The following is a 21,207-nucleotide window of genomic DNA, read 5'->3' on the forward strand; positions in this document are numbered from 1 at the left end:
GGCGGAGGCGGGGGCGGGCACCCCGGCTTCCGGCCGGTCGACACCGACGCGCAGCGGCGGGCGAACGCCGAGGCGCCGGAGATCCCCGATCTGGGCAAGCGGGTCGTCGGGCTCTTCCGGCCGTACAAGTGGTCGATCGTGATCACCGGCTTCCTGGTCGTCGCGGGGGCGGGCATCGCCGTCATCCCGCCGCTGCTGGTGCAGCGGGTGTTCGACGACGCGCTGTTCCCGCTGGACGGATCGGCGCCCGACCTCGGGCTGCTGTGGAAGCTCGTGGTCGCCATGATCGCGCTGTTCCTGCTCTCGGCGGGGCTCGGGGTGGTCCAGACCTGGCTCACGTCCACCGTCGGCAACCGCGTTACGGGCGATCTGCGCGTGACGCTGTTCGACCACCTGCAGTCGATGGAGCTCGGCTTCTTCACCCGCACCAAGACCGGCGTCATCCAGTCGCGCCTGCAGAACGACGTGGGCGGCGTCTCCGGCGTGCTGACGAACACCGTGACGAGCATCCTCGGCAACACCGTCACGGTCGTCGCCTCGCTCGTCGCCATGATCCTCATCGACTGGCGGCTGACCATCATCGCCGTCGTCCTCATGCCCTTCCTGGTGCTCGTGCAGCGCCGCGTCGGCCAGGTGCGGGCGCGCATCGCCGGCGAGACGCAGGAGTCGCTGTCGGAGCTGACGGCGATCACGCAGGAGACCCTGAGCGTCTCGGGCATCCTGCTGTCGAAGTCGTTCAACCGGCAGCGCACCGAGGCGACGCGCTACGCCGACGAGAACCTCAACCAGGTGCGCCTGCAGGTGCGGCGCGCGATGAGCGGCCAGGGCTTCTTCGCGGTCGTGCAGGTCATCATGGCGAGCGTCCCCGCGATCATCTACCTCGTCTCGGGGTATCTGATCGGCGGCGGCAGCGATGCCATCACCGCCGGCACGATCGTCGCGTTCACCACCGTGCAGGCGCGGCTGCTCATGCCGCTCATGGGCCTGATGCGCGTCTCGCTCGACCTGCAGACCTCGTCGGCGCTGTTCGCGCGCATCTTCGAGTACCTCGACCTGGTGCCGGCGATCCGCGACGATCCCGACGCCATCGACGTCGCGGACGCGCCGGGCCCGCTCGGCCGCATCGAGTTCCGCGACGTCGTGTTCCGCTACCCGGATGCCGCCGCCGACAGCCGCGCGACGCTGCGCGGCGTCTCCTTCGTGGCGGAGCCCGGCCAGCACGTCGCCTTCGTGGGCCCGTCGGGCGCCGGCAAGACGACCGTGCTCTATCTGACGCCGCGCCTGTACGAGGCATCCGGCGGGTCCGTGCTCTTCGCCGGAGAGGACGTGCGCCGCCTCCAGCAGGAGTCGATCGTCGACAATGTGGGCATCGTGTCGCAGGAGACCTACCTGTTCCATGCCACCATCCGCGAGAACCTCCGCTACGCGAAGCCGGACGCGACGGATGCCGAGCTCGAGGCGGCCTGCCGCGCGGCCAACATCCATCACGTCATCGAGCGATTCGAGAACGGCTACGACACGGTCGTCGGCGAGCGCGGCTACCGGCTGTCGGGCGGCGAGAAGCAGCGCATCGCCATCGCGCGCGTGCTGCTGAAGGATCCGCCCGTGCTGCTCCTCGACGAGGCCACGTCGGCGCTCGACACCGTGTCGGAGCGCGTCGTGCAGGAGGCGCTCGACGCCGCGGCCCGCGGCCGCACCACGCTGTCGATCGCCCACAGGCTGTCGACGGTGATCGCCGCCGACGTGATCCACGTGGTCGAGGCGGGGCGCATCGTCGAGTCGGGCACGCATGCGTCGCTGCTCGCCGCCGGCGGGCTCTACACCGAACTCGCGGCGCAACAGCTCGCGACGACCAAGATCCTCGAGGCGGAGGACGCCGAGCCGCCGGCGGACCACCCCGACCGCCGGGCCGACATCGCTCCGGACCTCGCCGTGGTCACGCCCGACGAGGTGCTCGCGTCCGGCCGGGCCGTCATCCGCGACGCGGACTGGCCGGAGGACTGAGGCCGGGTCCTCAGGCCGAGGTCACCACAGACGGGCTGCGGCGACGGCGGTCGCGGCCGGTTGCGGCAGTTCCGCACCGTCCGTGCGCGCCCAGAGCGCGCGCGCGAAGGCGCCGAGGTCGCGCCGATAGGCGTCGTCGACGTGGTCGCGCGCCAGGTCGACGAGGGGCGGCAGATCCATCGTGAGAATGAGCCGCACACGGGATGCCGCCGCCCGCGTCTGGCCGGCGGCATCCAGCACCGCGATGCCACCCGTCAGTGCGTCGAGGTAGTCGCGGAGCACCGGCAGCTCGCCCTTGTGCTGCGTGATGGACGAGCCGTCCGCCCGCTCGCGCCACTCGACGACGACGTCGGGGATGACGTCGAAGGCGCGCGCACGCGTGTACATCTGCTGCGCGACGACCTGGTCCTCGTAGGCCTTGCCGACGGGGAACCGCAGCCCGGTGCGGTGCCAGAGGTCGGTGCGGCTCACCTTCGACCACGCCACGATGTTGCCGGATGCCTCGGGGTGCTCGTCGAGCGTCGTCCCGAGACGCGTCGGGTCGGTGGCGGCCGCGACCCACGGCTGCACGATGCCGGCGGTGTAGGACCCCGCGGTGTCGGGGCGCAGCCGCACGTACGCACCGAGCGCGAAGTCGCTGCCGCTGGCGGTGAGGGTGCCGACGAGCCGCTCGAGCGCACGAGGCGTCAGGCGGTCGTCGGCGTCGAGGAAGCCGACGAACGGCGTGCGCACCAGCTCGAGCCCGCTGTTGCGCGCGGCGCCGAGGCCGCGCTGCGCCGGGTGGTGCACCACGCGGAACCGGTCGTCGTCCGCGGCCGCGGCGTCGAACAGGGCGCCGGTCTCATCGGTCGACGCGTCGTCGACGAGGATCGCCGTCCAGTCGGTCCGCGTCTGGGCACGCAGCGAGTCCAGCGCCTCGCCGGCGTAGGCCGCCACGTCGTAGCCGGGCACGATCACGGTCACGGCGGGGGTCACGTCCTGATCCTACGGTCGCCCGGGGGCACCGGGACCCGTCGTGCGGGCATTCGCGCCGCGGGGTGCGGAGGGATGCGGCGGTTCGAGGGCCGTCGGACCCTCTGCATTTCGCCATTGAACTTCCGGTTCACCCAGCCTGCATCGTGTGTGTGAACCGGAAGTTCAATGGGGTGTGAGGGATGGTGTCTGCTGGGTCGGTGGCGCAACTCCAGGCATCTCCTCTCTCAGGCCGGCTCGGAGGCCGTCGAACCAGCCTCGCGGGCGACCAGGTCACGGGCCGGCCACCGCGGCGACGGATGCCTCGACCGCGTCGGCGACGGCGTCCAGCGGTGCGTTCAGCCAGCGGGGGAACGTGAACCGCACGGCGGTCTGCGCGAGCTCGGGCGCGATGCCCATCGCGAGGAGCACGTGCGACGGCTCGTCGCTGCCCGCCGCGCACGCGGAACCGCTGGACGAGACGACGCCCCGCCGCTCCAGCTCGAGCAGGACGGCCTCTCCGCTGGTGCCGGCGAAGGTGAAGCTCGCGGTGCCGGCGAGCCGGTGCACGGGGTCGCCGGTAAGCCGCGCGGACGGCACGAGCTCGAGCACGCGTGCGATGAAGCGGTCGCGGATCGCGCCGACGCGGGCCGATGCCTCGACGCGCTCCGCTTCGGCGAGCTCCAGCGCGGCGGCGAACCCGACAGCGCCGGCGACGTCCTCCGTGCCACTGCGCCGGCCGCGCTCCTGGCCGCCGCCGTGCAGCAGCGGCTCGAGCGGGATCCGGCCGCGGATGCCGAGCACCCCGGTGCCCTTCGGCGCGCCGAGCTTGTGGCCGGCGAGGGATATCGCGTCGTAGCCGAGCTCCGCCGCCGACAGCGTCAGCCATCCGGCCGCCTGCACGGCGTCGAGGTGCAGCGGCACCCGTCGCTCGCGGAGGGCGGACGCGAGGCCCGCGGCATCCTGGACCGTCCCGACCTCGTTGTTGGCGTACCCGAGGCTCACGAGAACCGTGTCGTCGCGCAGGCTCTGCGCCAGGGCATCCGCCGACACCCGGCCGTGCTCGTCGACGGGCGCGTACGTCGCCGCGAAGCCGTGCACCCTCTCGAGGTACGCGACCGACTCGAGCACCGACTCGTGCTCGATCGGAGTCGTGACCACGTGCGCGGGGCGCACGGCGCCCGTCGCACCGTCGCGGCGCAGGGCGGCCGCGATGGAGATGCCCTTGATCGCGAGGTTGTTGGCCTCGGTGCCACCGGACGTGAAGACGATGTCGCCGGCGCGGAGGCCGAGCACCCGGGCGACGCGCGCGCGGGCGTCGGCCAGCGCATCGGCGGCCGCCTCGCCCACGGTGTGGTGGCTCGACGGGTTGCCGTACCAGCGGGTGAGATAGGGCATCATCGCCTCGAGCACCTCCGGGCGCACCGGGGTCGTGGCCGCATTGTCGAGGTAGAGCATGCTCATCGGGTGCCGGTCTCGTGGTTCAGGGGGCGTCGATCCGCACGTCGAGCCCCAGATCGAGCGCGCGGGCGGAGTGGGTCAGGGCGCCGACCGAGATCACGTCGACGCCCGTCTCGGCGATGGCGCGCACCGTTTCGAGCGACACGCCGCCCGACGCTTCGACCGTCGCGCGACCCGCGACCTGGGCGACGCCGGCGCGCAGGTCGTCCAGCGAGAAGTTGTCGAGCATGATCGTGCCGATCCCAGCGGCGAGCACGGGCTCGATCTGCTCGAGCCGGTCGACCTCGACCTCGATGTGCGTGGTGTGGGGGAGGAGGTCCTTCGCGGCGAGCAGCGCCGCCGTCGGCGAGACGCCCTTCTGGGCCAGCACCGCCAGGTGGTTGTCCTTCGCCATGACGGCGTCCGACAGCGAGTGACGGTGGTTGCGACCGCCGCCGTCGCGCACGGCCTTGCGCTCGAAGGCGCGCAGGCCCGGTGTCGTCTTGCGCGTGTCTGCGATGCGGGCGCCGGTGTGGGCCACCTCGCCGACATAGGTGCCGGTGAGCGTCGCGATGCCCGACATCCGCTGGACGAAGTTGAGCCCGATGCGCTCGGCCGTGAGCACTCCGCGGGCGGCTCCGGTCACGACCGCGAGCACCGCGCCCGGCTCGAACCACTCGCCGTCCTCGACGACGAGCTGGACGTCAATGGCGGGATCGGTCAGGCGGAACGCGGCCTCGAACACCTCGCCCCCCGAGAACACGCCGCGTTCCCGCGCCACCAGGTCGGCGCGGGCGACCGCGTTCTCGGGGATGAGCGCCTCGCTCGTGAGGTCGCCCCACGGCGCGTCCTCTTCGAGCGCGGCCGCGACCGTGCGGTCGATGATCGCCCGGGTCAGCATGCGACCGCCTCCTCGGCGACCGGAAATGCCGAAATCCTGCGAAGCGCGGCGACCGACGTGACGGGAGCGGCCGTGACCGCTGCCGCGTGCGGATCCCGCGGAGTTGCGGCCGCAGGGTCGTCGGAGCGGAAGTGGGCACCGACGGACTCCCGGCGGGCGCGGGCCGCGGCGACGACCTGCGTGGCGAGGAGCAGCAGGTTCTCGTCCTCGAAGTCGTGCTCGGCGACCGGGGTGCGCAGTTGCGCGCGCCAGTGGGCGATGAGGGATGCCGCGTCCCCGAGTCCCTCCTCGTCGCGCACAAGGCCGGCGTGCTCCCACATGAGCTGCTGCAGCGCTCGCCGTGTGAACGGCGCCGCGGCAGAGCGAGCGCCGATGGTCTCGCTGCGCGCGTCGAACGGGGTGGCGTCCCCGTCGTCGAGCGAGGAGCGCGGCGACGAGACGACACGCCTCGGGCCGCTCCACGTCGCGGACGCCGCGTCGGCGGCGATCACGTCGCCGGCACGCGCGCCGAACACCGCGCCCTCGAGCAGCGAGTTCGACGCGAGGCGGTTCGCCCCGTGCACGCCGGTGCGGGCGACCTCGCCCACGGCGTAGAGACCCGGCAGGGACGTGCGGCCGAACAGGTCGGTGGCGATGCCGCCCATCAGATAGTGGGCGGCCGGCGTCACCGGGATCGGCTCGCGCGCCCAGTCGAGACCCCGCTCGCGCACGGCGCGATCGATCGTCGGGAAGCGCCGCGCGAGGAACGCCGCGCGCTCGCCGGCGTCCGAGGAGTGGATGTGCGTCGCGTCGAGGAGCACCGGGCGTCCGCCCTGCGCCTCCATCTGCCCTGCGATCGCCCGGGCGACGACGTCGCGAGGCGCCAGCTCGCCGTCGGGGTGGGCGTCGAAGACGAACCGGCGCCCGTGCTCGTCGACCAGCGTCGCACCCTCGCCGCGCACGGCCTCCGACACCAGGAACGACTCGCCCACGGCCAGAACCGTCGGATGGAACTGGAAGAACTCGAGGTCGGCGACCTCGGCTCCCGCGCGGATCGCCGCGGCGATGCCGTCGCCCGTCGCCACCTCGGGGTTGGTCGAGTGCGCGTACAGCTCGCCGGCGCCGCCCGTCGCCAGCACGACCGCGTCCGCGTGGAGCGTCGCGCGGCGGCCGGGGGCGGCATCCGTCTCACCGATGAGCAGCTCCACCCCGGTGACCCGTCGAGCCCCCGCGGCGGGCGCGGCGACGTCGTCGAGCACGAGGCCCACCAGGAAGGCGTGCTCGATCACGGTCACGTCGCTCGCGCGCAGCCCGGCGACCAGCGCCTTCTCGATCGCCGTGCCGGTGGCGTCGCCGCCCGCGTGCAGGATGCGCGGATACGAGTGCGCGGCCTCGAGGCCCTTCACGAACCCGCCGGCGGCGTCGCGGTCGAACGCGACGCCGAGCGCGATGAGCTCGCGGATGCGGGCCGGGCCCTCGTCGACGAGCACCCGCACGGCGTCGGCGTCGCTGAGCCCGGCGCCTGCCACGAGCGTGTCGCGCACGTGGTCCTCGACCCGGTCGTCGTCGAACATGACGCCGGCGATCCCGCCCTGCGCGTAGCGGGTGTTGGCGTGCTCGAGCACGTCTTTGGTGACGAGCGTCACGCGGCAGCCGTGCTCGACGGCGTGCAGCGCGGTCAGCAGTCCGGCGATTCCCGAGCCGACGACGATCGCGCGGGGCTCTGCCGCGGGCACGGTCATGACGCGTTCTCCCAGGCGGCCGCGGGCGCTGCCGGGGGCTTGGCCGCCAGCATCCGCTCCAGTGCCAGGCGCGCCGGGTCGGCGACGTCCTGCGGCACGGTGATGCGGTTGCGCACCTCGCCGTCGACGAGCCCCTCGAGCACCCACGCGAGGTACCCCGGGTGGATGCGGTACATCGTCGAGCACGGGCACACCACCGGGTCGAGGCAGAAGATCTCGTGCTGCGGGTGCTCGGCCGCGAGGCGCTGCACGAGGTTCACCTCGGTGCCGATCGCGAACACGCTGGGCTCGGTGGCCGCTTCGATCGCCTTGCGGATGTAGTCGGTCGAACCGGACTCGTCGGCGGCGTCCACGACGTCCATCGGGCACTCGGGGTGCACGATGACCCGCACGCCGGGGTGCTCGGCCCGCGCCTTCTCGATCTGCTCGACCGAGAAGCGGCGGTGCACCGAGCAGAAGCCGTGCCACAGGATGACGCGAGCGTCCTCGATGGCGTCGACGGATGCCCCGCCCAGCGGCTTGCGCGGATTCCACATCGGCATCTGCTCGAGCGGCACGCCCATCGCCTTCGCGGTGTTGCGGCCGAGGTGCTGGTCGGGGAAGAAGAGCACGCGGCGGCCGCGCTGGAACGCCCACTCGAGCACGGTCCGCGCGTTGGACGACGTGCAGACGATGCCGCCGTGCCGGCCGACGAAGCCCTTGATCGCGGCAGAGGAGTTCATGTAGGTGACCGGGATGACGGGCATGAGGCCGTCCGCGTCCACGGCATCCATGTCGCCGTACACCTCGGCGAGCTGCTCCCAGCAGTCCTCGACCTGGTCGATGTCTGCCATGTCGGCCATCGAGCAGCCGGCGGCGAGGTTCGGCAGGATCACGGCCTGCTCGGGGCGCGACAGCAGATCGGCGGTCTCGGCCATGAAGTGGACGCCGCAGAACACGATGGCCTCGGCATCCGGGTGCTCCAGCGCCGCGTTCGCGAGCTGGAACGAGTCACCCACGTAGTCGGCGTGCACGACGACCTCTTCGCGCTGGTAGAAGTGGCCGAGCACCACGACCCGGTCGCCGAGGGTGGCCTTGGCGATGCGGATGCGTTCGGCGAGCTCCGGCTCGGACGCCTCGCGGTATGCGCGGGGCAGCTCGCCCTGGCGCGGGGATCCCGTGGGGATGACGTCGCCCATCGACGAGCCCGGACCGTAGCCGGGGCGCGTGTCGAAGTCCCACGGGCCGGCGGCGAGATCGGTGTTGCAGGTCTCGCCGGTCGACGCGCCCGCGATGATCGCCTGGATCGCGTGATCGACGGAGGCATCGAGCTCGGGTCGAGGGTTGAGGGTGATGCTGACGGCAGGCATGTCGGGCGCTCCGTTCGGGTGGGGTCAGTCGCGGGCGTCGAGCGGGCCGCGGTCGGCGAGCTCGACATCCTGGTTGTAGCGGTACAGGCGCGCCGGGCGGTGGCTGCCGGTGCGGAAGCGGTCGGTGGGGATGAGGGTGCCGGAGTTCTCCACCTGGCGGCGGAAGTTCGCCGGGTCCAGCCGCCGGCCGAGGATCGCCTCGTACACCTCTCGCAGATCCGCCAGCGTGAACTCGTCGGCGAGGAGGCCGTGTGCGATGCGGCTGTAGCCGACCTTGTTGCGCAGGCGCCACAGCGCGTACTCGACGATCTCGTTGTGATCGAAGGCGAGCGAGGGCAGTGACGCGGCGTCGAACCACGAGACGTTCTCGACGGTGCTGTCGGTGATCTCGTCCCCGCGCAGCAGCGCCCAGTACACGATCGAGACGACGCGGGTGGGGGAGCGATCGACGGCGCCGAACGCGTACAGCTGCTCGAGATAGCTCGGCGCGAGTCCGGTCGTCTCGCCGAGGGTGCGGGACGCCGCAGCGGCGAGCCCCTCTGTCGCGTCGAGCCAGCCGCCCGGAAGCGCCCACTGCCCCTCGTGCGGATCCCGCGTGCGGCGCACGAGCGGGAGCACGACCTGGACCGCGTCGCTGCCGGGCAGGCGGCGCAGCGTGAAGATCACGGTCGACACCGCCACGCGGATCGCGTCGGCGGGGGAGAGGGCGTCAGGAGCTGTTCTGGTCATAGTGACTCTAACTGTCGGAATCGATCATAGTGTCATGACGACCAGAAGCCAAACCAGGACCGTAATCGACGCGTGCGACTCGACCTTCGCGTGAACCGTTGCGAAGACGTGACGCGCCGACGGGCTCGGAGGGATGCGGAGCGGCGGGAATGTTTGTTAGGTTTACGTTCAAACATTTGTTAGGGCTCAGTACTTAATGAATGCCCCGGGTGCCCTCGCACTCCTCCCTGCAATGCCGCACGAGAGAAAGAACCAACGATGATTCGAAACGCGAAGCGCCGAGCGGCGCTCATCGCCGTAGCCGGGACAGCTATCCTCGGCATCGGCCTGTCGGGCTGCGCCGGTGGTGGCGGCGACGACAGCGGTGATTCCGAAGGACGCACCCTCAGGGTCTGGGCCGGCAGCCAGACTCCCATCGAGGCCAACTTCAACCCCTTCTCGCCGAGCGTGCTGCACGCCGCACTCGGTCCGATCTACGAGCCGCTGTTCTTCTACAACAAGACGGCCGACGAGGCGCCTGCACCGATGCTCGGCGAGAGCTTCGAGTACAACGAGGACGGCACCGTCATCACGGTGAAGCTCAAGGACGGCGTGAAGTGGAACGACGGCGAGGACTTCACCGCCGACGACGCCGCGTTCACGTTCAACTACGAGCCGAACCACCGCGACGGTCTCGTCTCGGCCGAGGCGACCGACGACACGACCGTCGTGCTCACCTACGAGACGCCCCAGTTCACCAACGAGTTCCAGATCCTCGGGACCACCTGGATGCTGCCCGAGCACATCTGGTCGGAGGTCGAGGACTACACCACCTTCACCGACGAGGAGCCGGTCGGCACCGGTCCGTACGTCGTCGACAAGGTGACGGATGCCTCTTACACCGTCGTCGCGAACGACGAGTTCCGCGACGAGGGCGTGCCCGCGATCAAGAAGGTGCAGTACATCGGCATCGACGCGAACCAGTCGGCGCAGGACCTGCTCACCGCCGGCGAGCTCGACTGGACCGGGATGTTCGTGCCGAACCCCGACTCGGTGACCTCCAACGGCGTGATCAGCATGCTGAACACGCCGCAGGACCCGACGGTGCTGTACACCTGCTCCAACGCGGACCTCGGCTGCACCGGTCCGCAGACCGACGTGGCCGTCCGCCAGGCGCTCAACGTCGCGATCGACCGCGGCACGATCAAGGAGAAGGCGTTCGTCGGCCTGACCGGCGACATCTCGCCCACCTTCGCGCTGCTGCCGCGTGACCAGAAGTGGGTCGCCGACCCGGCGAACGAGGTCAGCCCGCAGTCGCCCGACGCGGCGGCCGCCGGTGAGATCCTCGAGGCCGCCGGCTACGCGAAGGGCGGCGACGGCTTCTACGCGAAGGACGGCGCCCCGCTCGAGCTGAGCCTCGTCTCGGTCGACGGCTGGACCGACTACAACGACGCCGCGAAGCTCATCTCTGAGCAGGCTGCCGAGGCCGGCATCAAGGTCAACGCCTCGACGGTGCAGTGGCAGGAGTTCTCGGACGCCCGCCAGACCGGTCAGTACCAGCTCATCATGGGTGGCGTCATCGGCACCTCGGTCGCCGACCCCTTCCAGATCTATAAGGACTGGTTCATCGGTGAGTCGACGTCGCAGGTCGGTCAGGAGGTTCCCGCCGGTCGCTGGAACTTCAGCCGCTACGACAACGCGATCGTGAACGAGGCCGTCGCCGCGGCCGCCGCCACGAATGACGAGGCCGTCAAGCAGGAGGCGTACGCCGCTGTGCAGGCCGAGATCGTGCGCGACCTGCCCTACATCCCGCTGGTCATCAACGCCACCCAGACGTTCTTCAACACGAAGGACTTCACGGGCTGGCCGACCGAGGACGACCTGTACGCCTTCCCGCCCGCCTGGGGCTCGGTCGCGTCCGGCTACGTCCTCCAGCACCTGGAGCCGGTGAAGTAATGCAGAACCGGGCAGAAGCCGCGGCACGGAGGAGCGGGCCGCAATGAAGTTCTATGCGCGGCGGATCGCGTTCTACGTGGTGACACTGTGGGCGACGATCTCCCTCAACTTCCTCCTGCCGAGGCTTCTGCCCGGTGACCCCGCCGACATCCTCCTCGCGAAGATGCAGCGGGCGGGCGGCGAGCTCACCGAGACCACCGTCCGCAACATCAAGGCCCTGCTCGGCGGCGACTCGTCGTCGATGTGGGAGCAGTACGTCGCGTACTGGGGCCGGATGCTCCAGGGCGACCTGGGCGTCTCGGTCACGAAGTACCCGACCCCGGTGACCGAGCTCATCGCCGCGGCCCTGCCATGGACGGTGATCCTGGTGGGCCTCGCCACCGTGATCTCGTTCGTGCTCGGCGTCGGGATCGGCGCCTGGGTGGGCTGGCGGCGAGGCACCTGGGTGGACCACCTCGTGCCCTTCACGACCGTGCTGCAGTCGATCCCGTACTTCTGGCTGGCACTGGTGCTGGTCGCGATCTTCTCGGTCGCGCTCGGCGTCTTCCCGATCTTCGGCGGATACGACGTGTGGGCGTTCCCCGACGGCCCGGAGTGGAGCTGGGAGTTCATCGGCAGCGCGATCTATCACGGGTTCCTCCCGGCCCTCACGATCGTGCTGAGCTCGGTCGGCGGCTGGCTGCTCGGCATGCGCAACATGATGGTGTCGACCGTGTCGGAGGACTACATCGTCACGGCCGAGGCCAAGGGACTGAAGCCGATGCGCATCCTCCGCACATATGCCACGCGCAACGCGGCGATCCCGTCCATCGCGGGCTTCAGCATCTCGCTCGGCTTCGTCGTGGCCGGCTCCATCGTGATGGAACAGGTGTTCACCTACCCCGGGATCGGCAAGCTCATGATCCAGTCCGTGCAGAACAGCGACTACGCGCTGATGCAGGGCGTGTTCCTCGTGATCACGGTCGCGGTGCTCGCGGCGAACTTCATCATGGACATCGTCTACGGATTCATCGACCCGAGAGCGCGTCACAATGTCTGAGAGGGTCGAAGTGACCGAACCGCCGACCGTCGATCTCGAGCGCGCCCCCGAGACGCTCTCCGACCGCACCATCGACCCCGCCATCGTCGCTCCCGGCGCGCTCATGACGCCGCCCGTCGATGCCGAGGTCTTCGCGGCCCGAGACGAGGCATCCGCCGCTCGGCGCGGCATCCGCCAGCTGCTCCCGCGGATGTCGCTCAAGCTCGCCCTCGGCCTCCTCATCGTCGTCGGGATCGTGCTGTTCGGCATCCTGGGGCCGCTGTTCTGCCAGGATCCGATGGACTCCGACAACCCGGCGCTGTCGCCGCCGAGCCCGGAACACCTCCTCGGCACGACCAAGCTCGGCTACGACGTCCTGGCCCAGCTCGCGTGGGGCACACGAGGGTCGCTCATGGTGGGCATCACCGCGGGCCTCATCGCGCTCGTCCTGTCGATCGTCTTCGGCATCATCGCCGGCTACAAGGGCGGCTGGTGGGACGAGATCCTGTCGCTGTTCACCAACATCATGCTCGTCATCCCCGGCCTTCCCCTCGTCATGGTGATCGCCACCTATATCCCGGGGCGGAGCTGGATGCTGGTGGCCGTCGTGCTCGGCATCACCGGGTGGGCGGGCTCGGCGGTGGTCCTCCGGGCGCAGGCGCGCTCGCTGCGGTCACGCGACTACGTCGCCGCCAGCCGCGTGGCGGGGGAGAAGACGGTGCGCATCATCCGCGTCGAGATCCTGCCCAACCTGCTGCCCCTCCTGGCAGCGCAATTCCTCTTCGCGATCATCTTCGCCATCCTCGGCGAAGCCGGTCTGTCGTACCTCGGACTCGGACCCACCGGATCGATCACGTGGGGCACGATGCTCAACGACGCGCAGACGGGTCAGGCGCTCGGAACCGGCGCCTGGTGGTGGTTCGTCCCGCCCGGCCTCATGATCGCGCTGCTCGGCGCCGGGCTGTCGCTGATCAACTTCTCGATCGACGAGATCATCAACCCGAAGCTCCGGCTCGCCCCGGAGAACGCGCGGCGCGTGCGCCGGGCCAAGCGCGCCGGACGCGGTGTCGAGTCGATCCGCACCACGAACGGAGTCGAGGCATGAACCGCGATGCCGTCCTCACGGCGAGGAACGTGTCGATCGAGTACGAGGTCGACCCGCCGGTGAAGGCGGTGCGCGACGTGTCGCTCACATTGCACCGGGGGGAGATCCTGGGACTCGCCGGCGAATCGGGCTGCGGCAAGTCCACCCTCGCGTACGGGGTCAACCGGCTTCTGAAGCCGCCGGCGCTGATGACGTCCGGCGAGATCGTGTTCCACGACCGCTCCGGCGAGGACATCGACGTCGTGGGGCTCGCCGACGAGGAGCTGCGCCGCTTCCGGTGGGACAAGGTGTCGATGGTCTTTCAGGGCGCGATGAACTCGCTCAACCCGGTCATCAACGTCCGTGCCCAGCTGTTCGACGTGTTCACGACGCACCGACCGGAGATGTCCAAGCGCGAGAAGCAGCAGCGCAGCGAGGAGCTCCTGGAGCTCGTGGGCGTCGACCCGAAGCGCCTGTCGAGCTTCCCGCACGAGCTGTCGGGCGGCATGCGGCAGCGCGTCATGATCGCGATGGCGCTCGCGCTCGACCCGCAGGTCATGATCATGGACGAGCCGACCACCGCGCTCGATGTGGTGGTGCAGCGCGGCATCATCCGCGAGATCATGCGCCTGCGCGAGCGGCTCGGGTTCGCCGTGATCTTCATCACGCACGACCTGCCCATGCTGATCGAGATCAGCGACCGAATCGCCGTCATGCTGCAGGGCGGGATCGTCGAGCTCGGCACCGCCACAGAGATCTACCGCGACCCGCAGCACGAGTACACCAAGAAGCTGCTGTCGAGCTTCCCGAGCCTGCGCGGCGACCGGGGCGACTTCGTGCGCACCGGCACGCAGCCGGTCTCGGCGACGCTGGGCTCGGCCGCGGGCGCCGTCCCGCTCGAAGGAGGAGCCGCATGAGCGCCCAGCCAGCCACCGCGCGCGGACAGCGCACTCTCGAGGCCCGCAACCTCGTCAAGGACTTCCGGCTCCGCAGCGGACTGAGCTTCTCCACCCTGCACGCGGTGAAGGACGTCTCGTTCACGCTCGAGGCAGGCCGCACGATCGCGCTGGTGGGGGAGTCCGGTTCGGGCAAGTCCACCATCGCGAAGATGCTCGCCCGCCTCGAGACTCCGACGAGCGGGCAGATCCTGCTGGACGGCAAGCCGGCCGGCAACCGCAGCCGCGAGGTCGCGGCCTACCGCGGCGACGTGCAGATGGTGTTCCAGGACCCGTTCGCGTCGCTGAACCCGTTCCACTCGATCGAGCATCACCTGGAGCGCCCGCTGCGCATCCACAATCCCGGGATGGGCAAGGCGGAGGTGCGCCGGCGCGTGCTCGAGCTGCTCGACCGCGTGCGCCTCACACCGACCGACAAGATGGCCGAGCGCCGCCCGCACGAGCTGTCGGGCGGTCAGCGCCAGCGCGTCGCGATCGCGAGGGCGCTCGCGCCCGGGGCGCAGTTCATCATCGCCGACGAGCCGGTCTCGATGCTCGACGTGTCGATCCGTCTCGGCGTGCTCAACCTGCTCGCGCAGTTGCAGCGCGAGGACCATCTGGGCGTGCTCTACATCACCCACGACCTCGCGACCGCCCGGCACTTCTCCGACGACATCCTGGTGATGTATCGCGGTGACATCGTCGAGCGCGGGCCCGCCGATACGGTCATCCTCGACCCGCAGCACGACTACACGCGGACGCTGCTGGGTGCCGCTCCCGACCCCGAGAACCAGGGGATGCTGCGCGACGAGGTGCGCCGGGAGCTGGCGGCGACGCGGCCCTGACGCATCGCTCCACCTCCGCTTCCCCGACACGCCGGGGAACGGGGGTCGGGGTCGTTCTCCCAGGCAGGGTGCGTAGCCTGTCGAGACGGGTCCTGGCGGCGGAAGGAGTGGGGATGATCGTCGTCGACGTGCTGATCGTCCTCCTCCTCGTGGCCGCCTGCATCGGCGGTGTCCAGCGCGGCTTCTTCGCCAGCATCGGCACGCTCGCCGGGCTCGCCGCGGGCGCGTTCGCGGCCTACTGGCTGACGCCGCTGGTGAGCACATGGGTGCCCTCGCCCGTCTGGCGCGGCCCCGCCGTGATCGCCAGCGCGATCGGACTCGTCTTCGCCGGCGCCGCGATCGGCGCCGCCATCGGCTCGGCGCTGCGCTCCGGCGCGGACCGGCTCAAGCTCCGCGGCATCGAGCGCTTCCTCGGCGGCATCGCCTCCGTGCTCGCCGCGATCCTCGCCCTCGCGTTCGTCGCCCCGGCGATCGCCGTCGCCGGCATCCCGATCGTGTCGTCCGCCGTCGCCTCGTCCGGCATCCTGCGCGGGATCGAGGCGGCCACGCCCGACCCGGTCGCCGCGGCGCTGGCACAGCTGCGCGGCGCGGTATTGGAGGACAGCCTGCCGGGCCTCGGCCAGCTGCTCGGCCCCGCGACGGTGGATCCCGCGCCCCCGGTGGCCCTGGACGATCCGGAGCTGCAGCGGGCCGCGGCATCCGTCGCCCGCGTGTCGGGCAACGCGTACGCCTGCGGGCGCGGATCGGCCGGGAGCGGATTCGTCATCGCGGAGGACCGTGTCGTCACGAACGCCCACGTCGTCGCCGGCGTCGACACCCCGATCGTCGAGCTGCCGGGCGTGGCGGCACGCGAGGGACGCGTCGTGTACTTCGATCCGGTCGACGACCTCGCGGTGATCGCGGTGGACGACCTGGGTGCCGACGTCCTCCCGTTCTCGCCGACGCTCGCGCCCGGTGACGCGGCCGCGGTGCAGGGCTATCCCTACGGCGGCCCGTTCACGATGGTCCCGGCCGGTGTGGAGTCGGTGGGCACCGCGAACGTGCCCGACGTCTACGACGGGTCGTGGAACCCGCGGGAGATCTACGCCCTCGATGCCGTTGTGCGGCCCGGCAACTCGGGCGGTCCGCTGCTCACCGACGACGGAGCCGTGGCCGGTGTGGTCTTCGCCCGCGCGGAGAACGACGAGAACCTCGGCTACGCGATGACGATGGCCGAGCTCGACCCGGTGGCGGCGCGCGCGCCGTCGCTCTCGAACACCGTGTCGACCGGTTCCTGCGTCGGCTGACCACCACGACCGCTATGCTTGCTGCGCAAGTCAATACGGCCCATCACCCGGGCGGGAGAGCCTCGGCAGCGCGATCGCCGAGCACCGAAGGAGCAAGCCTCCCCGCCAATCTCTCAGGTACCGCGTACCGTTCGGGCAGGCCGACTCTGGAAAGCGATTTCGAGCGAAGCTCGCAGATCCGCCGACGGTGAAAGCAGGATGCCCCGCATCCGGCGAAGCTCTCAGGCCCATGACAGAGGGGGAGTTCACAGACGTCGATCGGCGTCTGCCCGTCCGCGACCGGGAGAACTCATGACAGAACTCCGTACGACTGCCTTGCATGACCGCCACGAGGCGCTCGGCGCCTCCTTCACCGACTTCGGCGGCTGGCTCATGCCGGTGCGCTACAGCTCCGACCTTGCGGAGCACCACGCGGTGCGCACGGCCGCAGGCCTCTTCGACATCTCGCATATGGCCGAGTTCCTGGTAGAAGGACCGGAGGCGGGGGCGTTCCTGGATTACGCGCTCGCGGGACGACTGTCGGCGATGACCGACGACCAGGCGAAGTACAGCCTGGTGCTGGATGCCGACGGCGGGATCATCGACGACGTCATCGTCTATCGCCACAACCCCGAGCGCCTCATGGTCGTGGCGAACGCGGGTAACCGCGCAGCCGTGGCGGCGGCGTTCGCAGAGCGCTCGCAGTCGTTCGACGTCGACATCGACGACGCGACCGACCACATCGCGCTCGTCGCGGTGCAGGGCCCGGCATCGCAGGAGATCCTCGAGGCGACGGCCGGGATCGTCGACCTCTCGGCTGCGCTCGGCGACCTCAAGTACTACCGCATGGCGCACGCGCGGTTCGCAGCGCCGGGCGAGGAGCCCGTGCCGATGCACGTCGGCCGCACTGGCTACACCGGCGAGGACGGGTTCGAGCTGTACATCAGAGCGTCCTCCGCGCCGGCGCTCTGGGACGCCCTGTTGGCCGCCGGCGAACCGCTCGGACTGGTTCCCGCGGGCCTCGCCGCGCGCGACACGCTGCGCCTGGAGGCAGGGATGCCGCTCTACGGCCACGAGCTCTCGCGCGACATCGTTCCCGCCCAGGCCGGCCTCGGCCGCGTCGTCGCGGTCGACAAGGACGACTTCGTCGGCAAGGCCGGGCTCGCGGCCGTCGTGACGCCCGATGCTCCCGTGCTCGTCGGCCTCGCCTGCGAGGGCCGGCGCGCGGGTCGTGCCGGCTACGCGGTGTTCGACGCGACCGACGCGGAGACGCCGGTCGGCGAGATCACCAGCGGCGCGCTCAGCCCGACCCTCGGGCATCCCATCGCCATGGCCTTCGTCCCGCCGTCCGCGAGCGCGCCCGGCACCACGCTCTTCATCGACGTGCGGGGCACCCGCATCCCCGCGACCGTGACCGACCTGCCCTTCTACCGGAGGAACAAATGACCGACCTCACCGCCCTCAAGTACACCGCCGAGCACGAGTGGATCGCCCTCGACGGCGACGTCGCGACCGTCGGCATCACCGCTTACGCGGCCGACAAGCTCGGCGACGTCGTGTTCGTCGAGCTGCCCGCCGTGGGCAGCACGGTGACCGCGGCCACCGTCGTCGGCGAGATCGAGTCCACCAAGTCGGTCGGCGAGCTCTACGCGCCGCTGACCGGCGAGGTCCTCGAGATCAACGACGCCGTGGTGGACGACCCGTCGCTCGTGAACGCCGATCCGTTCGGCGCCGGCTGGCTCGTCAAGCTGACGGTCGACCCGGCGGCGGTCGCCGACCTGCTCGACCGCGACGCGTACATCTCGCTCACGGGCGGCGCCGAATGACGGGTCTGTTCGTCGATCGTCATATCGGGACGGATGCCGCGGCCCAGCGCACGATGCTCGACGCCCTGGGCTACGACAGCGTCGACGCGCTCGTGCAGGCGGCGGTGCCGGCATCCATCCATGCCCAGGCGCGCCCGACGAGCGACATCCCGCCGGCGGCGACGGAGGCCGAGGCGCTCGCCGAGCTGCGCATGCTGGCCTCGCAGAACCGCGCGGCCCGGCCGATGATCGGCCTCGGCTACGCCGACACGATCACCCCGTCGGTGATCGCGCGCAACGTTCTCGAGAACCCGTCCTGGTACACCGCGTACACGCCGTACCAGCCCGAGATCTCGCAGGGGCGCCTGGAGGCGCTCATCAACTTCCAGACGATGGTGACCGACCTCACGGGCCTCGCGACCGCGAACGCGTCGATGCTCGACGAGTCGACCGCGGTCGTCGAGGGCATGCTCGTCGCGCGCCGGGGCTCGAAGTCGCCGTCGAACGTCTTCGTCGTCGACACCGACACCATGCCGCAGACGAAGGCGCTCCTCGCCCATCGCGCGGCGGCGGTCGGCATCGAGCTCGTGGAGCTCGACCTCGCCCACGGCGCGCTGCTCGAGAACGCGGCCGGTGAGCCCCTCCAGCCGTTCGGCGTGCTGATCCAGTACCCGGGCGCCTCGGGCAACGTGTGGGACCCGGCAGGCGTCGTCGACGCGGCGCACCTGACGGGCGCGCTCGTCGTCGTGTCCGCCGACCTGCTCGCGCTCACCCTGCTGCGCTCGCCCGGCTCGTTCGGGGCCGATGTCGCGGTGGGGACGACGCAGCGCTTCGGCGTGCCCCTGGGCTTCGGCGGCCCCCACGCCGGCTACATGGCCGTGCGCCAGGGTCTGGAGCGCCAGCTGCCCGGCCGCCTCGTGGGCGTCTCGCAGGATGCCGCGGAACACCCCGCGTACCGCCTGGCGCTGCAGACCCGCGAGCAGCACATCCGTCGCGAGAAGGCGACGTCGAACATCTGCACGTCGCAAGTGCTGCTGGCCGTCATGGCCTCCATGTACGCGGTGTACCACGGCCCCGACGGGCTGCGCGCGATCGCAACCGACGTGGCGAAGAAGACCGAGGCGCTCGCCGCCAGGCTGCGCTCGTACGGCCTGTCGCTGCGCTCCGACGCGTTCTTCGACACCATCCGGGTCGCGACACCGGGTGCGTCGCGACGGGTGATCGAGCGCGCCCGATCGCGCGGCTACCAGCTGTTCTGGGCGGACGACGCGACGGTCGGGGTGTCGGTCGACGAGACCACCACCGCCGATGATCTCGCTGCCGTGGCGTGGGCCTTCGGGCTGCCCGAGGACGAGTTCCTCGGAGCGGGCGAGCAGGGAGAGCGCACGCTTCCGTACGCGGATGCCGAGCCCCTCGCCGGCGTGCCCTCGGGGCTGCACCGCGTCGAGGAGTTCCTCACGCACCCGGTGTTCAACACGCACCGGTCCGAGACGGCGATGATGCGCTACCTCAAGCAGCTCTCCGACCGGGACTACGCGCTGGACCGCGGCATGATCCCGCTGGGCTCGTGCACCATGAAGCTCAACGCCGCCACCGAGATGGCGGCGGTGTCGTGGCCGGAGTTCTCGCGCGTGCACCCGTTCGCGCCCGAGGCCGACGTGCACGGCTACCTCGCGCTCATCGAGCAGCTCGAGGTGTGGCTCGCCGAGGTCACCGGGTACGACGCGGTGTCGCTGCAGCCCAACGCCGGCTCGCAGGGCGAGCTCGCCGGGCTCATGGCGATCCGCGGCTACCACCGCGCCAACGGCGACCAGGAACGCACGGTGTGCCTCATCCCGTCCTCGGCGCACGGCACCAACGCCGCCTCGGCCGTCCTGGCCGGCATGCGCGTCGTCGTGGTCGCGTGCGACGACGCCGGCAACGTCGACCTCGACGACCTGCGGACGAAGATCGCAGCGCACGCCGACGAGCTCGCCGCGCTGATGATCACGTACCCGTCGACCCACGGCGTGTACGAGCACGACGTGCTCGAGATCACGCAGGCCGTGCACGACGCAGGCGGCCAGGTGTACATCGACGGCGCGAACCTCAACGCGCTCCTCGGCTACGCCCGGTTCGGCGATCTGGGCGGCGACGTGTCGCACCTCAACCTGCACAAGACGTTCGCGATCCCACACGGCGGCGGCGGTCCGGGCGTCGGCCCGGTCGCGGCCAAGGCGCACCTGGCTCCCTACCTGCCGAGCCACCCGTTCTCGCAGCGCAGGGACCACGCGGGCGGCGTCTTCGACGGCGGACCGATCTCGGCCGCGCCGCACGGCTCCGCCGGCATCCTGCCGATCTCGTGGGCGTACGTGCGGATGATGGGCGCCGAGGGGCTACGCGACGCGACCGCCGCTGCCGTGCTCGCGGCGAACTACATCGCCGTGCGCCTGCGCGAGCACTACCCGGTGCTCTACACCGGCGAGGACGGCCTCGTCGCGCACGAGTGCATCCTCGACCTGCGGCCGCTGCGCGAGGCGACCGGGATCACGGTCGACGACGTCGCCAAGCGGCTCATCGACTACGGCTTCCACGCTCCGACGATGTCGTTCCCGGTCGCGGGCACGCTCATGGTCGAGCCGACCGAGTCGGAGGACCTCGGCGAGATCGAGCGCTTCATCGAGGCCATGATCGCGATAAAGGCCGAAGCCGAGCGCGTCGCCGCGGGGGAGTGGCCCGCCGACGACAACCCACTGGTGAACGCCCCCCACACGGCCGAGTCCGTCGTCGCCGGCGAGTGGAGCCACCCGTACTCGCGCGAGACCGCCGTGTACCCCGTGCACACGCTCGTCCGCACCAAGTACTGGCCGCCGGTGCGTCGCATCGACCAGGCCTACGGCGACCGCAACCTCGTGTGCGCGTGCCCGCCGATCGAGGCCTTCGCCTGACACGACGCCTGAGCGACGGGATGCCGGTGCCCCCGGCATCCCGCTCGTTCCCGTCTCCGGGCGGCGCGCCGTGGGCCGGTGGTCGAGCGCCCAGGGCCCTGGCCTCACCTCCGCGAGACCCCATCGGGCGGACGAGACCCTGGGTGAACCCCACGGTCTCGTCCGCCCGCTGTTGTCTCGCGGAGGCGGGGGCTCGCGCGGACCCGCCTGGTGCGGGTGATGGCCTGCGGCGTGGCCGATGCGGCGGCGCGGCGTGGCCGATGCGGCGGCGCGGCGTGGCCGATGGGGCAGTGCAGCG

The 21,207-nt window shown here is 71.0% G+C and carries 16 protein-coding genes and 2 riboswitches; of the genes, 10 read left to right on the top strand and 6 right to left on the bottom strand.

Annotated features, from left to right (window positions below):
- Window positions 1-2,004 (top strand): ABC transporter ATP-binding protein (locus tag ACI3KX_RS18855; protein WP_404910693.1); only part of this gene is annotated, 2,004 nt, incomplete at its 5' end.
- Between the two features lie 21 nt (window positions 2,005-2,025).
- On the opposite strand, the gene ACI3KX_RS18860 is transcribed toward ACI3KX_RS18855, so the two are convergent.
- From ACI3KX_RS18860 to ACI3KX_RS18885, 6 genes are all read right to left on the bottom strand, one after another.
- Complete coding sequence (locus ACI3KX_RS18860) at window positions 2,026-2,979, bottom strand: glycosyltransferase family 2 protein (RefSeq protein WP_363352877.1); 954 nt, start codon at window positions 2,977-2,979, stop codon at window positions 2,026-2,028.
- A gap of 270 nt (window positions 2,980-3,249) precedes the next feature.
- Window positions 3,250-4,413, bottom strand: coding sequence for a cysteine desulfurase family protein (locus tag ACI3KX_RS18865; protein WP_404910705.1), 1,164 nt, complete (start codon window positions 4,411-4,413; stop codon window positions 3,250-3,252).
- A gap of 25 nt (window positions 4,414-4,438) precedes the next feature.
- A complete protein-coding gene (gene nadC / locus ACI3KX_RS18870) occupies window positions 4,439-5,296 on the bottom strand; it encodes a carboxylating nicotinate-nucleotide diphosphorylase (protein WP_404910694.1) in 858 nt (285 codons plus the stop codon).
- Complete coding sequence (nadB, locus tag ACI3KX_RS18875; protein ID WP_404910695.1) at window positions 5,290-7,017, bottom strand: L-aspartate oxidase; 1,728 nt, start codon at window positions 7,015-7,017, stop codon at window positions 5,290-5,292. Before nadB ends, nadC begins: the two co-directional genes overlap by 7 nt.
- Entirely contained in the window at window positions 7,014-8,366 is a 1,353-nt protein-coding gene (nadA, locus tag ACI3KX_RS18880) for a quinolinate synthase NadA (RefSeq protein WP_404910696.1), read from the bottom strand. Before nadA ends, nadB begins: the two co-directional genes overlap by 4 nt.
- A 24-nt stretch (window positions 8,367-8,390) precedes the next feature.
- Window positions 8,391-9,095, bottom strand: coding sequence for an NUDIX hydrolase (locus ACI3KX_RS18885; protein ID WP_404910697.1), 705 nt, complete (start codon window positions 9,093-9,095; stop codon window positions 8,391-8,393).
- Between the two features lie 258 nt (window positions 9,096-9,353).
- Here ACI3KX_RS18885 and ACI3KX_RS18890 point away from each other — a divergent pair, with 258 nt between their 5' ends.
- The 9 genes from ACI3KX_RS18890 to gcvP all read left to right on the top strand — a co-directional run bounded on the left by ACI3KX_RS18890 (window position 9,354) and on the right by gcvP (window position 20,909).
- Window positions 9,354-11,030: an ABC transporter substrate-binding protein gene (locus ACI3KX_RS18890; protein ID WP_404910698.1), complete on the top strand. Its 1,677-nt coding sequence runs from the start codon at window positions 9,354-9,356 to the stop codon at window positions 11,028-11,030.
- 43 nt (window positions 11,031-11,073) lie between these two features.
- On the top strand, window positions 11,074-12,069 hold the full coding sequence (locus ACI3KX_RS18895) for an ABC transporter permease (RefSeq protein ID WP_349427891.1): 996 nt from the start codon (window positions 11,074-11,076) through the stop codon (window positions 12,067-12,069).
- A 103-nt stretch (window positions 12,070-12,172) separates the two neighbouring features.
- Window positions 12,173-13,153, top strand: a complete 981-nt coding sequence (locus ACI3KX_RS18900) for an ABC transporter permease (protein ID WP_349428985.1) — start codon at window positions 12,173-12,175, stop codon at window positions 13,151-13,153.
- Window positions 13,150-14,049 (top strand): ABC transporter ATP-binding protein, encoded by a 900-nt coding sequence (locus ACI3KX_RS18905; RefSeq protein WP_404910699.1) that lies wholly within the window; start codon window positions 13,150-13,152, stop codon window positions 14,047-14,049. Before ACI3KX_RS18900 ends, ACI3KX_RS18905 begins: the two co-directional genes overlap by 4 nt.
- Window positions 14,046-14,912 (top strand): ABC transporter ATP-binding protein, encoded by an 867-nt coding sequence (locus ACI3KX_RS18910; RefSeq protein ID WP_404910700.1) that lies wholly within the window; start codon window positions 14,046-14,048, stop codon window positions 14,910-14,912. The genes ACI3KX_RS18905 and ACI3KX_RS18910 overlap by 4 nt, the downstream gene beginning before the upstream one ends.
- A gap of 113 nt (window positions 14,913-15,025) precedes the next feature.
- On the top strand, window positions 15,026-16,198 hold the full coding sequence (locus ACI3KX_RS18915) for a MarP family serine protease (RefSeq protein ID WP_404910701.1): 1,173 nt from the start codon (window positions 15,026-15,028) through the stop codon (window positions 16,196-16,198).
- A 42-nt stretch (window positions 16,199-16,240) separates the two neighbouring features.
- Window positions 16,241-16,338, top strand: a riboswitch (glycine riboswitch).
- A riboswitch (glycine riboswitch) is annotated at window positions 16,339-16,444 on the top strand. It begins immediately after the preceding riboswitch.
- Between the two features lie 45 nt (window positions 16,445-16,489).
- Complete coding sequence (gene gcvT, locus ACI3KX_RS18920; RefSeq protein WP_404910702.1) at window positions 16,490-17,623, top strand: glycine cleavage system aminomethyltransferase GcvT; 1,134 nt, start codon at window positions 16,490-16,492, stop codon at window positions 17,621-17,623.
- Complete coding sequence (gene gcvH / locus ACI3KX_RS18925; RefSeq protein ID WP_404910703.1) at window positions 17,620-18,003, top strand: glycine cleavage system protein GcvH; 384 nt, start codon at window positions 17,620-17,622, stop codon at window positions 18,001-18,003. The genes gcvT and gcvH overlap by 4 nt, the downstream gene beginning before the upstream one ends.
- A complete protein-coding gene (gene gcvP, locus ACI3KX_RS18930; protein ID WP_404910704.1) occupies window positions 18,000-20,909 on the top strand; it encodes an aminomethyl-transferring glycine dehydrogenase in 2,910 nt (969 codons plus the stop codon). The genes gcvH and gcvP overlap by 4 nt, the downstream gene beginning before the upstream one ends.
- The last annotated feature ends 298 nt before the right edge of the window (window positions 20,910-21,207 follow it).

The sequence above is a fragment of the Microbacterium sp. ZW CA_36 genome, assembly GCF_044987475.1.
GTDB lineage: Bacteria > Actinomycetota > Actinomycetes > Actinomycetales > Microbacteriaceae > Microbacterium.

Coding starts and splice junctions, on each gene's coding strand:
- ACI3KX_RS18910 (WP_404910700.1), top strand. CDS start 14,046: ATGAGCGCCCAGCCAGCCACCGCGCGCGGACAGCGCACTCTCGAGGCC.
- ACI3KX_RS18915 (WP_404910701.1), top strand. CDS start 15,026: ATGATCGTCGTCGACGTGCTGATCGTCCTCCTCCTCGTGGCCGCCTGC.
- ACI3KX_RS18895 (WP_349427891.1), top strand. CDS start 11,074: ATGAAGTTCTATGCGCGGCGGATCGCGTTCTACGTGGTGACACTGTGG.
- ACI3KX_RS18900 (WP_349428985.1), top strand. CDS start 12,173: ATGACGCCGCCCGTCGATGCCGAGGTCTTCGCGGCCCGAGACGAGGCA.
- gcvT (WP_404910702.1), top strand. CDS start 16,490: ATGACAGAACTCCGTACGACTGCCTTGCATGACCGCCACGAGGCGCTC.
- gcvH (WP_404910703.1), top strand. CDS start 17,620: ATGACCGACCTCACCGCCCTCAAGTACACCGCCGAGCACGAGTGGATC.
- ACI3KX_RS18905 (WP_404910699.1), top strand. CDS start 13,150: ATGAACCGCGATGCCGTCCTCACGGCGAGGAACGTGTCGATCGAGTAC.
- ACI3KX_RS18890 (WP_404910698.1), top strand. CDS start 9,354: ATGATTCGAAACGCGAAGCGCCGAGCGGCGCTCATCGCCGTAGCCGGG.
- nadC (WP_404910694.1), bottom strand. CDS start 5,296: ATGCTGACCCGGGCGATCATCGACCGCACGGTCGCGGCCGCGCTCGAA.
- gcvP (WP_404910704.1), top strand. CDS start 18,000: ATGACGGGTCTGTTCGTCGATCGTCATATCGGGACGGATGCCGCGGCC.
- ACI3KX_RS18865 (WP_404910705.1), bottom strand. CDS start 4,413: ATGCTCTACCTCGACAATGCGGCCACGACCCCGGTGCGCCCGGAGGTG.
- ACI3KX_RS18885 (WP_404910697.1), bottom strand. CDS start 9,095: ATGACCAGAACAGCTCCTGACGCCCTCTCCCCCGCCGACGCGATCCGC.
- nadA (WP_404910696.1), bottom strand. CDS start 8,366: ATGCCTGCCGTCAGCATCACCCTCAACCCTCGACCCGAGCTCGATGCC.
- nadB (WP_404910695.1), bottom strand. CDS start 7,017: ATGACCGTGCCCGCGGCAGAGCCCCGCGCGATCGTCGTCGGCTCGGGA.